The organism is Microbacterium sp. NPDC055665 (genome assembly GCF_053618035.1).
In genome coordinates this window covers 205,867-219,404 of record NZ_JBSHGY010000003.1, presented here as the reverse complement: position 1 = coordinate 219,404, position 13,538 = coordinate 205,867, and the positions used below count along the sequence as shown (strand labels likewise).

The window sequence follows — 13,538 nt, the reverse complement described above, 5'->3', positions numbered from 1 at the left end:
GCTGTCCTCCCAGGGTGGACGGACAGCAGCACGAACGCTCAAGGAGGAGCGCACATGAAGAACGCACGCATCGTCACCCTGACCGCACTCGCAGCGGTGGCCGCATTGACACTGACCTCGTGCGCCGGAGGGCGCACGGCCAACGGCGACGGCGACGGCGGCGAAGCCGATGTCGCGGCTGTCACGGACGTCTCGATCGTCGTCCCCGCAGACCCCGGCGGAGGCTGGGACCAGACCGGTCGCGCCCTGTCGCAGGTGCTCACCGAGGAGGACATCGTCAGCTCGGCGCCCGTGACGAACGTAGGCGGTGCCGGCGGAACCGTGGGCCTGGCGCAGCTCGCGAACGAGAAGGACCCGAACACCCTCATGGTGATGGGGCTCGTGATGGTCGGCGCCGTCGAGACGAACGCCTCGGCGGTGCGGATCGAGGACACGACGCCGATCGCCCGTCTCACGGACGAGCCGCTCGTCGTGGTCGTCCCCGCGGATTCGAAGTACGACACGCTCGAGGATCTGGCGGAGGACGTCGCCGACAACGGGCAATCGGTCACGATCACCGGCGGCTCGGCCGGAGGCGCCGATCACATCCTCGCCGGACTCATGCTCGAGGAGGCGGGCCTCGACGGTGCGGAGATCGCGGAGAAGCTGAACTACACCCCGAACTCGGGCGGCGGCGAGGCGGTCCCGCTGCTCATCGGCGGCAAGGTCGCGGCGGGCATCTCCGGTGTGGGGGAGTTCGCTCAGCACATCGAGAGCGGCGACCTCCGTGCGCTGGCGGTGTCGAGTGAGGAGCCGGTCCCGCAGCTCCCGGACGTGCCGACCATCACCGAGGAGGGCTACGACGTGGTGCTCACCAACTGGCGCGGCGTGATCGCGCCGGGGGGCATCTCGGACGGGGAGAAGGACGAGCTGGTGCGCGTGGTCACCGAGCTGCACGAGTCCGAGGCGTGGACCGAACAGCTGGAGACGAAGGGCTGGACCGATGCGTTCCTGGTCGGAGCCGAGTTCGACGAGTTCCTCACCGGGGACATCGAAGAGGTCACAGCGACGCTGAAGAACATCGGCCTGGTGCAGTGACATGACGGTCCCCGCATCGTCGGGGACCGAGGAGCGGGGCGTGCGAGACGGCCATGACGGCCGGCTCGCACGCCGTGCTCCCTCCGTCCCCATCGGCGAGCTCGTGTTCGCCGGAATCATGGTCGCCCTCGGCGTCTTCGCCGTGGTCGGCATTTTCCTGATCCATGTCCCCGTCGGCATGAAGGCCGGGCCGACGGTCTTCCCGATCTTCGTCTCGGTGATCCTGCTCGCCTCGGCGGTCGCCGTCCTGATCGGTGTGCTGCGCGGGGAGCGCGGCGGGGCGGAGGAGGCGGAGGACGTCGATCAGAGCCTCCCGACCGACTGGGTCACCCTCGCCAAGCTCGCGGGGCTCGTCGTCGCGCACCTGCTCCTGATCGAGCCGTTGGGATGGGTGCCCGCGGCCGCCCTGCTGTTCGGCGGAGTCGCGTGGTCACTCGCCGCCAAACGGTGGTGGATGGCGTTCCTCATCGGGCTCGTCGTGGCCCTCGTGATCCAGATCGTCTTCGGCGGTCTGCTCGGCCTGTCGCTGCCCTGGGGTCCTGCCCTCGGTTGGCTCGGAAGGATGTTCTGATGGACAGCTGGACCCTGCTCCTGGAGGGATTCGCGACGGCGCTGCAGCCGCAGTACCTCGCGTTCGCCTTCCTCGGCGTCTTCGTCGGCACCGCGGTCGGCGTGCTCCCGGGCATCGGCCCCGCCATGACGGTGGCGCTGCTGCTTCCCCTCACCTACACGCTCGACCCCGCCGCCGCGCTGATCACCTTCGCGGGCATCTATTACGGCGGCATGTACGGCGGCTCGACGACGAGCATCCTCCTGAACACACCGGGGGAGTCGGCGTCGATAGTCACGGCGATCGAGGGCAACAAGATGGCTCGGATGGGGCGCGGCGCAGCGGCGCTCGCCACCGCGGCCATCGGATCGTTCATCGCCGGCACCCTGGCGACCCTGGGACTCACGATGCTGGCCCCGCTGCTCGCGCAGTTCGCGGTGAACCTCGGGCCTGCCGACTACGTGGCCCTCATCGTCATCGCGTTCATCACGGTCGGCGCACTGATCGGCAGCTCGGTCTCCCGCGGCATGCTCTCACTAGGCGTGGGCCTGTTCCTCGGTCTCGTCGGCACCGACTGGCTCTCCGGGCAGCAGCGGTACACGCTCGGACTTCCCGCTCTGTCCGACGGCGTGGACATCGTCCTGGTCGCCGTCGGCCTGTTCGCTGTCGGGGAGACGTTCTACATCGCCGCGCGACTGCGGCACGGCGGCGTCGATGTGATCCCCGTGACGCGCGGATGGCGTTCGTGGATGACGAAGGCGGACTGGCGTCGTTCCTGGAAACCGTGGCTGCGGGGAACCGCGATCGGCTTCCCGATCGGCACCATCCCGGCCGGCGGAGCGGATGTCGCGACGTTCCTGTCGTATGCGACCGAACGCAAGCTGTCGAAGCACCGCGACGAGTTCGGACGCGGTGCGATCGAGGGCGTCGCGGGTCCCGAGTCGGCGAACAACGCGGCCGCGGCGGGTGTGCTGGTGCCCCTGCTCACGCTCGGCCTGCCGACGACGGCCACCGCGGCGATCATCCTCACGGCGTTCCAGTCGTACGGCATCCAGCCGGGGCCGCTGCTGTTCGAGGGGCAGTCGAACCTGGTGTGGGCGCTGATCGCGAGCCTGTACATCGGCAACGTCATCCTGATCGTGCTCAACCTTCCGCTGGTGGGCATGTGGGTGAAGCTGCTGCAGATCCCGCGGCCGTACCTCTACGCGGGCATCCTGCTCTTCGCCGTCTTCGGCGCATATGCGCTGCACAGCTCGCCGACCGACATCGTGATCCTCCTGATCGTCGGCATCCTCGGCTACTTCATGCGGCGCTACGGCTACCCGGTGGCGCCACTGGTGGTCGGGATGATCCTGGGGCCGATGGCCGAGGAGCAACTGCGCAAGGCGCTGCAGCTGAGCCAGGGCGACCTGAGCACGCTGGTCATGCAGCCGTTCGCGGCGATCGCCTACGGCGTGCTCGCGCTCCTGATCGTCGGCGGGCTGTGGCTGCGTCGACGGCAGCGCCGGTACGAGCAGGCGCTGACCGAGTCGATCGCCGTGCCGATCAAGGCCGACTCGGAGGTCTGAGTTCGAGGCGGGCGGTTCGAGAGGAGACCGGGCCGCGAGTAGGCTGATCCGGTGAGCGACGTACAGGCCCCCGCACGAGGGCCTCGCGCCTACGCAGCATTCATCGGCATCGGCCTTCTCGCCGGTCTCCTCTCCGGACTCTTCGGCGTCGGCGGCGGCACCGTCATCGTCCCGCTGCTGGTGCTGCTGCTGCACTTCGACCAGCGACTCGCGGCCGGGACCTCGCTCGCGGCGATCGTGCCGACGGCCAGCGTCGGCGTCATCTCCTACGCCACGACCGGGTCAGTGGCCTGGATCCCCGCCATCATCCTCGCGGCGGGGGCCGTCGTGGGCGCGCAGATCGGCACGCGATTGCTGCCGCGCATCTCGCAGACCGCGCTGCGGTGGGGATTCGTCGGCTTCCTCGTCGTCGTGATCGTCAGCCTGTTCCTGGTGATCCCCTCGCGCGACGCGGCCTTCGAACTGACCTGGCTGACCGGCATCGCCCTCGTCGGGGTCGGCATCGGCACCGGCATCCTCGCCGGGCTGATCGGTGTCGGCGGCGGCGTCATCGTGGTCCCGGTGCTGATGCTCGCCTTCGGCACGAGCGACCTGGTCGCCAAGGGGACCTCGCTGCTGATGATGATCCCGACCGCGATCTCGGGCACCGTGGGAAACCTCCGCAACCGCAACGTCGACCTGCTCGCCGCCGTGCTCATCGGCGTCTCCGCCTGTACGACGACCGCGCTCGGAGCGTGGCTGGCGACCGTCGTCGACCCCACGCTGGGCAACATGCTGTTCGCGGCATACCTCGTCGTGATCGCGGTGCAGATGGCGATCAAGGCGGTCCGAGGGCGCAAGCGCGCCTGAACGCCTGAGGATGAAAGGATCTTCATCCTCGGCTCATCTGCGCCTCATCATCGCCCGACATCATGGGGGGATGACCAGCCCCCGACGCCTTCTGATCCCCGGTGCCCTGATCGCCATCCCGGTGGCTTTCGCGGTCGGCAGCGTCGTGCTGGCGCAGATGCCGCCGTCGCCGCGGATACCGCCCGAGCCCGTGTCGGTGCAACTGGACCCGACGGCCCCGGTGCCCCCACCCGCTCCTGCACCGTCGGGTGCGCCGACGAAGAGCAGCCCGGTGCTGCCTCCCGCCCCGGCGCCGGCCCCCGCTCCCGCCCCGTTCGGCGGCGACGACGACGACGACGATGGCGGCGACGATGACTGACGCTCCCACGCTGCCGCTCGCGATCGATGCGAACGAGAAACCGGCGAGACGCCAGCCGATTCTGCCGCCTCGCGGCCACATCGTCGCGGGAGCTCCATTGCGCACGCTCCGCCGGCGCACCCTCCCTGCGCGCTGGCGGATCACCCTGTGGATCATCCTCAGCACCGTGATCACGATCCTCGCCGTCGGCATGATCGGGCGGGGGATCTTCCTCGCCAGCGTCGAGCAGGCGGCGAATGCCGAGATCGAGCAGGAGGCGGCCGAGTTCTCGCGATTCGCCGCGGATGCCGCAGGGAGCGGACACAGCACAGCCGAGGCGATGCTGAGCGAGTACCTCGCCCACCAGTCGGTGCACGAGGACGAGGTCGTCATCGGGACGGTGGAGGGCGGGGTCGTCGCGATCGCGAACGGTCGTACGGCGGCGACCGACCCCTCGACGCTGTCGGCCGTGCCCGGCGGCGAGGCGCTCGTGACGACGCTGCTCGGTGAGACGGCAGCCTCTGGAGCGACCGAGACGCCGGAGGCCGGTCCGCTGCGATGGGGTCGGCTCGACTTCGAGGCGGGAGACCGCTCCGGGGCGATCCTGATCGTGCAGTACACGCAGGAGGCGCGCGCCCAGGTGGACGCGGAGTTCACGACGATCGCGTGGGTGGCGCTGGTGGGAATCCTCCTCAGTTCGGGTGTCGCGTGGCTCGTGGCCGGTCAGATCTTGGCACCGGTGCGGGAGGTCTACCGCGTCGCCCGCGACATCGGCGAGCACGACCTCAGCGCCCGGGTCCCGGTCGAGGGCACGGACGACATCGCTGCGGTGGCCACGACCTTCAACCAGATGCTCGACCGCCTCGAAGCCGTGCATGCGACGCAGCAGCGCTTCGTGGACGACGCCGGGCACGAACTGCGCACGCCCATCACGATCGTGCGGGGGCAGCTCGAGCTGCTCAGCGAAGAGCCCGAGGAGCGTGCGGCGACCCTGCGGCTCGTGAGCGATGAGCTCGACCGGATGAGCCGTATCGTCACCGACCTCCTCGTCCTCGCGCGGGCGGAGCAGCCTGATTTCGTGCGGGTCGCGAACTGCGAGGTCTCGGCGCTCACCCTCGACATCGAGGCGAAGGCGCAGAACCTCGGCGATCGTCGCTGGCAGCTCATGGAGGTCGCAGAGGGAGTCGCGCCGCTGGACCCTCAGCGGGTCACCCAGGCGGTGCTGCAGCTCGCGGCGAATGCAGTGCAGGTCACCGAACAGGGCGACCGCATCCTGATCGGCTCTCGCTTCGAGGGCGACGGTGCCGAGCGGCGATTGCGCCTGTGGGTTCGTGATTCGGGTCCGGGCGTCGCGGCTGCCGATGCCGAGCGCATCTTCGAGCGCTTCGCGCGAGGTGACAGCTCCGGCGTGCGGCGCGGGTCGGGACTGGGGCTGGCGATCGTGCGTGCCATCACCGATGGTCACGGCGGCTCGGCCTGGGTGGACAGCGTGTTCGGCGAGGGCGCCACGTTCGGGATCGACCTCCCCGCCGCCGCCGATGAGCGGCGGGATGCCGCCGCAGAGAGGAGCGTGTGAGATGCGCAGCATCCTGATCGCCGAAGACGACCCGCACATCACCTCGTTCGTCCGTCGTGGTCTCCGCGCGGCCGGCTACGAGACGGCCGAAGCCGACGACGGACACAGTGCTCTCCTGATGGCGCGCAGCGGCATGCTCGACCTGGTGCTGCTCGACATCGGCCTCGGGGGCATGGACGGCTTCGACGTCGTCGCCAACCTGCGCGGCGAGGGCGTGACGACTCCGGTCATCATCCTCACCGCCCGCGACTCGGTCATCGACACCGTGCGGGGGCTCGAGAGCGGTGCGAACGACTACGTCACCAAGCCGTTCCAGTTCGCCGAGCTCATCGCCCGCGTGCGACTGCGGATCGGTGACGGAGAGGGGCGCGCGGCGGGCCCCGTCCTCACTCACGACGACGTCCGGGTCGACGTCCGCGCCCGCACCGTCACCGTCGACGGGGAGATGCGCGAGCTCACCTCGCGGGAGTTCTCGCTGCTCGAGGTGTTCCTCCAGAATGCGGGGCAGGTGCTGTCACGGGACCAGCTGATCGGGCACGTGTGGGGGATGGACTTCGATCCCGCATCCAACGTGGTCGATGTCTACGTGCGGGCCCTGCGTGGCAAGATCGGCGTCGATCGCATCGAGACCGTCCGCGGGGCGGGATACCGATTCCGATGACCGAGCAGACGCAGGCGGAGTCCGCTGCCGACCTGGACCAAGGCCCGGGAGAGCGTGCACGCTTCACGACGGTGCCGCCGCAGAGCTACGCCCTGCCCGCCGGGCGACGTCCGGTTCGGGTCCGCTCGTCCGGGCGACGTCTCGCGGTGGCTCGACCGCGGCGAGGCACCGTCCTTCGCCTCGTGGCCCTCGTATTCGTCTTCGCCATCGGTATCGCGATGGCCCTGTCGTCGATCAGGTCTCCCTCGGGGCCGGGCTCGATCACCCTGCCGATCACGATCACGGTCACGGTGTTCCTGCTCGCGGTGTGGGCCTGGACATCCACGCGCCTCGACGACACGCTCGTGGCCTTCCTCGCGGCCATCGCCCTGATCGTCACGGGCGTGCTCCCGGCCAGCGACTTCTTCGCGTCGCTGGGGGCTGAGACCATCTGGCTGCTCATCGGAGCATTCGTGATCGCGTCCGCCGTCTCGTCCTCGGGGCTCGCCCTGCGCGGAGCCTCGCATCTGCTCCGATTCGCGCGGGGACCGCGGAGCCTCTTTCACCTCACGACCGTCGCCCTCACCGTCACCGCTTTCGCGGTCCCCGCCACTTCGGGGCGTGCGGCGCTCGCCGTCCCGGTGTTCACGGCCGTGTCCGCGACCCTTCCCGGGCGCGAGCGCGCGATTCGATCCCTGGCGCTGCTGATGCCGACCGTGGTGCTGCTGTCGGCCGTCGCATCGCTCCTCGGCGCAGGTGCCCATGTCATCACGGACCAGCTGCTGCGGGCAGCCGGCGAGCAGGGCTTCACGTTCCTGAGCTGGCTCTGGTTCGGGTTGCCCCTGGCCCTCGTGTCGTCGCATCTCGCCTGCGAGCTCATCCTCTGGCGCTTTCTGCGCCCCGAGGACCGCGCGACGCCACTGCGCGTGGATGCCGCCGAGATCGGCCGTTCCGCCTCGACGGCGGTGACAGGACCACTCAGTGCGATGGAGCGGCGGGCGGCCCTGCTGCTGGGCGGCGTGATCCTGCTCTGGAGCACCGAGCCGCTGCACCACCTGCCTCCGGCCCTGGTCGCCCTCATCGGCGCCGTCGCCGCCGTCACACCCGGCATCGGCTGTCTCACCTTTCCGGCCGCGATCAAACGTGTGCCGTGGTCTCTGCTCCTGTTCCTCGCCGCCACCCTCGCTCTCGCCTCCGCGCTCACCACCACGGGCGCCGCGGCCTGGCTGAGCTCTTCGGCCCTCGCGCCGCTCCGCGGCCTGGGGGCCGCGGGAGCCGTCGCCTTCGTGATCGTGGTCATCGCGATCTCGATCGCCGCGCACCTGCTGATCCCGTCCCGGTCTGCACGCTCGGCCGCGATCATCCCCGTGGTGATCGCCCTCGCCCCGGCGGTGGGCGTCTCCCCGATGGCGGCCGCGTTCGCCTCGACGGCCGCGGCCGGCTTCTGCCACACGCTGCCCAGCTCCGCGAAGCCGGTCGCGATGTTCGCCGACCCCGACATCGTCAGGGGAGGGTTCACGGCGCAGGATCTGCGTCGATTGTCGGTGCTGCTGGCACCGGCGATGTTCATCCTGGTCGCCGTCTTCGCGCTGTGGGTCTGGCCCCTCATGGGGCTGCCGCTGCTGCTCTGAGTCGCGGCGCTCGCCCCATAGCCCCCCGCAATCACCCGAGTGCGCCGTCGGCGCACCGCTGTTCGTCGTGCCCGAAGATCGGGCGGTCGTCGCCCGTTCGGGCGCAGAAGGAGGAATCATGTCGATCCACACCCCGCAGCGGATCCTGGTCGCACCGAGCGGCTTCAAGGAGAGCCTGAGCGCTGAGACCGTGGCGCAGGCGATCGCGGCCGGCGTCCGCCGGGTGATCCCCGGCGTCCAGGTGGACGAGTATCCGGTGCCGGACGGCGGGGAGGGCACTGCCGCCGCGCTCGCCGCGGCCACGGGTGGCCACCTGGTCACTGCGCGGGTCACCGGACCGGTCGGCGATCCGGTGGACGCGCACTGGGCGCGGCTCGGCGGCCACGCCAGCGATACTGCCGTCGTCGAGATGGCCGCTGCGGCGGGACTCCGGCTCGTGCCGCGGGATCGGCGCGATCCGGGGGAGACCACCACCCGCGGGGTCGGAGAGCTCATCGTCGCGGCGCTGGACTCCGATGTCGAGCGCATCGTCGTCGGGTGCGGCGACTCCGGCACGAGCGACGGTGGCGCGGGGGCGCTCGAAGCGCTCGGTGCGCGCATCCTCGACCGTGATGGGAAGCCGCTTCCCGTCGGCGGACGACACCTCATCGAAGCCGCGCACCTGGATCTCACGGACCTGCACCCGCGCATCGGCGAGGTCGAGATCGTGCTCGCGTGCAACATCCACAACGTGCTGTGCGGACCCCGAGGCGTGGCGAGGGTTTTCGGTCCGCAGAAGGGTGCGACCCCGGATCAGGTGGATCAGCTCGCGGACGCCCTCGACGTCTGGGCCGGTGTGCTGGAAGCGCAGAGCCCATACGGCGCGGCGATGGATGTGCGCACCGGCGGCGGCACGGGAGCATCCGGCGGACTGGGCGCCGGGCTGGCTGCCGTGCTCGGCGCAGGCCTCGTTCCGCGCTTCGAAGTGCTGCTCGACGGCGGTCTGCTGCCCGAGGCGCTCGACGACCTGATGGCCGTCGCCGATCTCGTCATCACCGCCGAAGGCGCGATCGACTTCCAGACGCCGCGCGGCAAGGTGCCGGCGGAGATCGCGATGCGCGCCCGAGCGGCAGGTGTGCCGGTGCTCGGCATCGCCGGCTCCCTCGGCGTCGGGGCTCCGACCGTGCACGACATCGGCATCGGTGCCATCGCCTCGATCATCACGGTGCCCATGCCGCTGGAACAGGCCGTGGAGCAGGGGGAGGGGTTGCTCCGCGACGCTGCGGAACGCTGCATGCGGATGGTCCTCCTCGGATCGGCGATGTCGGCGCGGGCAGCCTGACACCCTCGCGGCCTGGTTCACCGCCACCCCTCGGTAGGATCGAGGGGTGGCAGTGAACCAAGAACTGGTCGGCCGGGAGTTCCCGCCGACGGCCCCCTACCTCGTCGGCCGCGAGAAGGTACGCGAGTTCGCTCGCGCCGTCTTCGCCGACGCCCCTCAGCACACCGACGTGGAGGCCGCCCGCGCGGCCGGCTTCTCCGACGTCGTCGCACCTCCGACCTTCGCGATGGTGATCCAGGACCTCACGCTCCAGCAGCTGCTGGAGCAGGAGGATTCGGGCATCGTGCTCGCCCGCACCATCCACGCCGAGCAGCGCTTCACCTACACGCGACCGATCGTCGCGGGCGATGAGCTCACCGCGCAGCTGCGCGTCACCGGCATCCGCATGATGGGCGGCAACGCCATGATCACCAGCGAGGCTGCGATCGCGGATGCCGCGGGAGCCCATGTCGTCACGGCGACGAGCGTGCTGCTGGTGGGTGCCGAGAGCACGGATGAAGGGGAGGCCGCCTGATGGGCTACACCGTCGGAGACGTGGTCGCCGAGCGCGCCGTGCATCTCACCCGCGAATCCCTCGTGCGCTACGCAGGGGCATCCGGAGACTTCAATCCGATCCACTACCGCGACGATGTCGCCGCCTCCGTCGGGCTTCCCGGCGTGCTCGCGCACGGCATGCTCACGATGGGCATCGCCTCGTCGGTGGTCGTCGCCGCCCTCGACCCGGCGACGAAGATCCTCGACTACGGGGTGCGCTTCACCAAGCCGGTCGTCGTCGACCCGGTCGACGGTGCCGACATCACCGTCGTCGCCACGGTCGGTGCGGTGGATGACGAGGTCGCGCGCATCGACCTCAAGGTCACGTTCGGCGAGACCACCGTGCTCGTCAAGGCGCAGCTGCGCGTCGCCGTCTGATGAGGACGCGGTGATGCGGGAGATCGAGCCGGTCCGACTGGCGGAGCTGACCACGCTCCGCACGGGCGCCGCACCCGAGCGGATGCAGGAGGCGACGACGACCGAGGGCCTGATCGAGGCGCTGCGTGACACCTGGGCGCGCGGCGACGAGTGGTTCGTCCTCGGTGGCGGATCCAACCTCTTCGTCGGCGACGAACCCTTCGAGGGCACCGTCATCCGGGTGCGCACCGAGGGCATCGAAGAGCTGCCGTCCCCGCACGCGGGCCGCATCCGTCTGCGCGCGCAGGCCGGGCACTCGTGGGACGACTTGGTCGCCTACGCGGTCGCGCACGGCTACGCCGGCCTCGAGGCCATGAGCGGGATCCCGGGTACGGTCGGCGCGTCCCCCGTGCAGAACATCGGGGCGTACGGGCAGGAGATCCAGGAGACGCTGGTCGAGGTCGAGCTCATCGACGAGTCGACCGGTGAGATCTCGACCGTTCCGGCGGCCGAGCTCGGACTGGGCTTCCGAACCTCGGTCCTCAAGCACCACCACGGCAGTGTGCCGCTCCGGCGTGCCGTGATCCTCTCCGTCACCGTCGACCTGGCGATCGCCGGTGAGCGGGTGGTGCGCGGCGAGCAGCTGCGTCGTGCACTCGGACTGACCGACGAGACACCGGTCCCGCTGAGCTGGGTGCGCGAGCGCATCCTCGCGACGCGTGCGTCGAAGGGCATGCTGCTCGACGAGGCCGACCCCGACACCCACGGCGTGGGCTCCTTCTTCCAGAACGCGATCGTGACCGCGGCGGTCGCCGGCGCGCTGCCGCCGGAGTGCCCGCGCTGGCCGGTCGCCCCCGATCTCGATGCGGTCACCGTGATCCCCCTCGCCTCCTACGACGGCCAGGTCCCGCTCTCGAAGCCGGCGACCGTGTCGGACGTGAAGGTGAGCGCGGCGTGGCTGATCGAGCAGGCCGGCATCCGCAAGGGGTTCAAGCTCCCGCGCTCCCGCGCATCCGTGTCGACGAAGCACGCGCTCGCGTTGACCAACCGCGGCGGCGCGACGGCGGGCGAGGTCGCCGAGCTCGCCCGGTTCATCCAGAGCCGGGTGCACGCCGAGTTCGGCCTCGTGCTGCAGCCGGAGCCGGTGCTGGTCGGCGTCGACCTGTAGGGCGATCCGCCTACAGGGCGTCGGCGGTCGCGGCTACACTCGCGGGATGAGCGGACTGATCCCGTACCTGCTGTTCCCCGGCAATGCCGCAGAGGCGCTGCGTCACTACCGCTCGGTGTTCGGCGGCGAGCTGCAGCTGCTCGACTACGCCGCGGCAGGTCGGCGCGACGGGCCCGACGATGCCATCGCGCACGGCCAGCTGAGCGGACCGGTCGAGCTCGCCGGTGCGGATGCCGGAGCCGACGACGACGCCGTGCAGATGAGCGGCATGTTCCTCTCGCTGCTCGGCACGGCCGATGCGCTGACCCTCACGGGGTGGTACGACACACTTGCCGCCGACGGCCGAGTGATCGACGCTCTGCAGAAGCGCCCGTGGGGAGACTTCGACGGCACGCTCGTCGACCGCTACGGCATCCGCTGGCTGATCGGCTTCCACCCCGAGGACTGATCGCGGCCGGAAGTCTGGGCCGGGGGGACTGGGCCGGAAGTCTGGGCCGGACGTCGAAGCCCCGGGTAGATGCCGAGACCCCCTCCTTGCGACGCGCATAGGAGGGGGTCTCGGCGATTAACCGGGGCTTCGGCGCACCGGATCGGTGCTTCCGTGGATCAGGTGAACAGTCGCTGGAGGCGCTGCACACCCTCGAGCAGCTGGTCGTCGCCCAGGGCGTACGACATGCGGATGTAGCCGGAGGGACCGAAAGCCTCGCCGGGGACGACCGCCACCTCGGCCTGGTCGAGGATGAGGTCGGCGAGTTCGAGCGAGGTGGTCGGCGTCACGCCGCCCCAGGTGCGACCCAGCAGACCCTGCACGTCGGGGTACACGTAGAACGCGCCGAGCGGGTTCGGCACGACGAGTCCGTCGATCTTCGACAGCTCGGAGACGATGAGCTTGCGGCGGCGGTCGAATGCCTCGCGGAACTGCTCGGCTTCGGTCTGCGGGCCGTTGAGCGCGGCGATCGCCGCCTTCTGCGCGACGTTGTTCACGTTGCTCGACAGGTGCGACTGCAGGTTGCCGGCGACCTTGATGGCGTCGGCGGGGCCGACCATCCAGCCCACGCGCCAGCCGGTCATGGCGTAAGTCTTCGCGACGCCGTTGACCAGGATGGTCTGGCCGGCGACCTCGGGCACGGCCTCGACGATCGAGGTGGCCTTGACCCCCTCGTAGGTGAGGTTCTGGTAGATCTCGTCGCTGATGATCCAGATGCCGTGCTCGAGTGCCCACTCGCCGATCGCGCGGGTCTCCTCGGCGGTGTACACCGAGCCGGTGGGGTTCGACGGCGAGACGAACACGAGGGCGGTGGTACGGGCGGTGCGAGCGGCCTCGAGCTGCTCCACCGTGACCTTGTACTCCTGGTCGGCGCCGGCGAACACCTCGACGGGCGTGCCGTCGGCGAGGCGGATGGCCTCGGGGTACGTGGTCCAATACGGCGCGGGCAGCAGCACCTCGTCGCCGGGGTTCACCACCGCCTGGAAGGCCTGGTAGACCGACTGCTTGCCGCCGTTGGTGACGATGACCTGGCTCGGTGAGACCTCGAGACCGGAGTCGCGTAGCGTCTTCGCGGCGATCGCCTCACGCAGCGCGGGAAGGCCCGGTGCCGGCGTGTAGCGGTAGCTCGCCGGGTCGGCCAGAGCCTCGGCCGCGGCATCCACGATGAACTGCGGCGTCGCGAAGTCGGGCTCACCGGCGGCATAGGAGATGACGTCCTTGCCTTCGGCCTTGAGGGCCTTGGCCTTGGCGTCTACCTTGAGGGTCGCGGACTCGGCGATGGCGGACAGCTTGCGGGAGAGAGGAGCGCGTTCGGTCACGACTACGAGCGTACTCGGGGGCGCGGGCGTCGTGCGGGCGAGGACGCCAGCAAGATCGCCGATTCTTTCCGCGGCGCCCCCGTGAGGGGTCAGGACATGCCGTATCGGGGAGTGGGCGTGCGGC

The 13,538-nt window shown here is 70.3% G+C and carries 14 protein-coding genes; 13 read left to right on the top strand and 1 reads right to left on the bottom strand.

Going from position 1 to position 13,538, the window contains the following annotated elements; all coding sequences use genetic code 11:
• Nucleotides 1-54 precede the first annotated feature (54 nt).
• From ACWGO6_RS10305 to ACWGO6_RS10245, 13 genes are all read left to right on the top strand, one after another.
• A complete protein-coding gene (locus tag ACWGO6_RS10305; RefSeq protein ID WP_452326648.1) occupies nt 55-1,077 on the top strand; it encodes a Bug family tripartite tricarboxylate transporter substrate binding protein in 1,023 nt (340 codons plus the stop codon).
• A 40-nt stretch (nt 1,078-1,117) separates the two neighbouring features.
• Nucleotides 1,118-1,648 (top strand): tripartite tricarboxylate transporter TctB family protein, encoded by a 531-nt coding sequence (locus ACWGO6_RS10300; protein WP_452326647.1) that lies wholly within the window; start codon nt 1,118-1,120, stop codon nt 1,646-1,648.
• A complete protein-coding gene (locus ACWGO6_RS10295) occupies nt 1,648-3,195 on the top strand; it encodes a tripartite tricarboxylate transporter permease (protein WP_136041039.1) in 1,548 nt (515 codons plus the stop codon). Before ACWGO6_RS10300 ends, ACWGO6_RS10295 begins: the two co-directional genes overlap by 1 nt.
• Nucleotides 3,196-3,246: 51 nt before the next feature.
• Nucleotides 3,247-4,044 (top strand): sulfite exporter TauE/SafE family protein, encoded by a 798-nt coding sequence (locus tag ACWGO6_RS10290; RefSeq protein ID WP_452326646.1) that lies wholly within the window; start codon nt 3,247-3,249, stop codon nt 4,042-4,044.
• 70 nt (nt 4,045-4,114) lie between these two features.
• A complete protein-coding gene (locus ACWGO6_RS10285) occupies nt 4,115-4,402 on the top strand; it encodes a hypothetical protein (protein ID WP_452326645.1) in 288 nt (95 codons plus the stop codon).
• Complete coding sequence (locus tag ACWGO6_RS10280) at nt 4,395-5,957, top strand: ATP-binding protein (protein WP_452326644.1); 1,563 nt, start codon at nt 4,395-4,397, stop codon at nt 5,955-5,957. The genes ACWGO6_RS10285 and ACWGO6_RS10280 overlap by 8 nt, the downstream gene beginning before the upstream one ends.
• Before the next feature lies 1 nt (nt 5,958).
• Nucleotides 5,959-6,618, top strand: a complete 660-nt coding sequence (locus tag ACWGO6_RS10275) for a response regulator transcription factor (RefSeq protein ID WP_452326643.1) — start codon at nt 5,959-5,961, stop codon at nt 6,616-6,618.
• Complete coding sequence (locus tag ACWGO6_RS10270; protein WP_452326642.1) at nt 6,615-8,228, top strand: SLC13 family permease; 1,614 nt, start codon at nt 6,615-6,617, stop codon at nt 8,226-8,228. The genes ACWGO6_RS10275 and ACWGO6_RS10270 overlap by 4 nt, the downstream gene beginning before the upstream one ends.
• A 118-nt stretch (nt 8,229-8,346) precedes the next feature.
• The gene (locus tag ACWGO6_RS10265) at nt 8,347-9,549 is read left to right on the top strand and encodes a glycerate kinase family protein (protein ID WP_452326641.1); all 1,203 of its coding nucleotides are present in this window, start codon (nt 8,347-8,349) and stop codon (nt 9,547-9,549) included.
• Nucleotides 9,550-9,595: 46 nt separating this feature from the next.
• Nucleotides 9,596-10,063, top strand: coding sequence for an FAS1-like dehydratase domain-containing protein (locus ACWGO6_RS10260; protein ID WP_452326640.1), 468 nt, complete (start codon nt 9,596-9,598; stop codon nt 10,061-10,063).
• On the top strand, nt 10,063-10,461 hold the full coding sequence (locus ACWGO6_RS10255; protein WP_452326639.1) for a MaoC/PaaZ C-terminal domain-containing protein: 399 nt from the start codon (nt 10,063-10,065) through the stop codon (nt 10,459-10,461). The genes ACWGO6_RS10260 and ACWGO6_RS10255 overlap by 1 nt, the downstream gene beginning before the upstream one ends.
• 13 nt (nt 10,462-10,474) lie before the next feature.
• Nucleotides 10,475-11,608, top strand: coding sequence for a UDP-N-acetylmuramate dehydrogenase (locus tag ACWGO6_RS10250; protein WP_452326638.1), 1,134 nt, complete (start codon nt 10,475-10,477; stop codon nt 11,606-11,608).
• 46 nt (nt 11,609-11,654) lie between these two features.
• Nucleotides 11,655-12,056, top strand: a complete 402-nt coding sequence (locus ACWGO6_RS10245) for a VOC family protein (RefSeq protein WP_452326637.1) — start codon at nt 11,655-11,657, stop codon at nt 12,054-12,056.
• Nucleotides 12,057-12,214: 158 nt separating this feature from the next.
• On the opposite strand, the gene ACWGO6_RS10240 is transcribed toward ACWGO6_RS10245, so the two are convergent.
• Nucleotides 12,215-13,414, bottom strand: a complete 1,200-nt coding sequence (locus ACWGO6_RS10240) for a pyridoxal phosphate-dependent aminotransferase (RefSeq protein ID WP_452326636.1) — start codon at nt 13,412-13,414, stop codon at nt 12,215-12,217.
• Nucleotides 13,415-13,538: the final 124 nt, after the last annotated feature.

Coding starts and splice junctions, on each gene's coding strand:
- ACWGO6_RS10245 (WP_452326637.1), top strand. CDS start 11,655: ATGAGCGGACTGATCCCGTACCTGCTGTTCCCCGGCAATGCCGCAGAG.
- ACWGO6_RS10265 (WP_452326641.1), top strand. CDS start 8,347: ATGTCGATCCACACCCCGCAGCGGATCCTGGTCGCACCGAGCGGCTTC.
- ACWGO6_RS10280 (WP_452326644.1), top strand. CDS start 4,395: ATGACTGACGCTCCCACGCTGCCGCTCGCGATCGATGCGAACGAGAAA.
- ACWGO6_RS10250 (WP_452326638.1), top strand. CDS start 10,475: ATGCGGGAGATCGAGCCGGTCCGACTGGCGGAGCTGACCACGCTCCGC.
- ACWGO6_RS10255 (WP_452326639.1), top strand. CDS start 10,063: ATGGGCTACACCGTCGGAGACGTGGTCGCCGAGCGCGCCGTGCATCTC.
- ACWGO6_RS10305 (WP_452326648.1), top strand. CDS start 55: ATGAAGAACGCACGCATCGTCACCCTGACCGCACTCGCAGCGGTGGCC.
- ACWGO6_RS10285 (WP_452326645.1), top strand. CDS start 4,115: ATGACCAGCCCCCGACGCCTTCTGATCCCCGGTGCCCTGATCGCCATC.
- ACWGO6_RS10295 (WP_136041039.1), top strand. CDS start 1,648: ATGGACAGCTGGACCCTGCTCCTGGAGGGATTCGCGACGGCGCTGCAG.
- ACWGO6_RS10275 (WP_452326643.1), top strand. CDS start 5,959: ATGCGCAGCATCCTGATCGCCGAAGACGACCCGCACATCACCTCGTTC.
- ACWGO6_RS10270 (WP_452326642.1), top strand. CDS start 6,615: ATGACCGAGCAGACGCAGGCGGAGTCCGCTGCCGACCTGGACCAAGGC.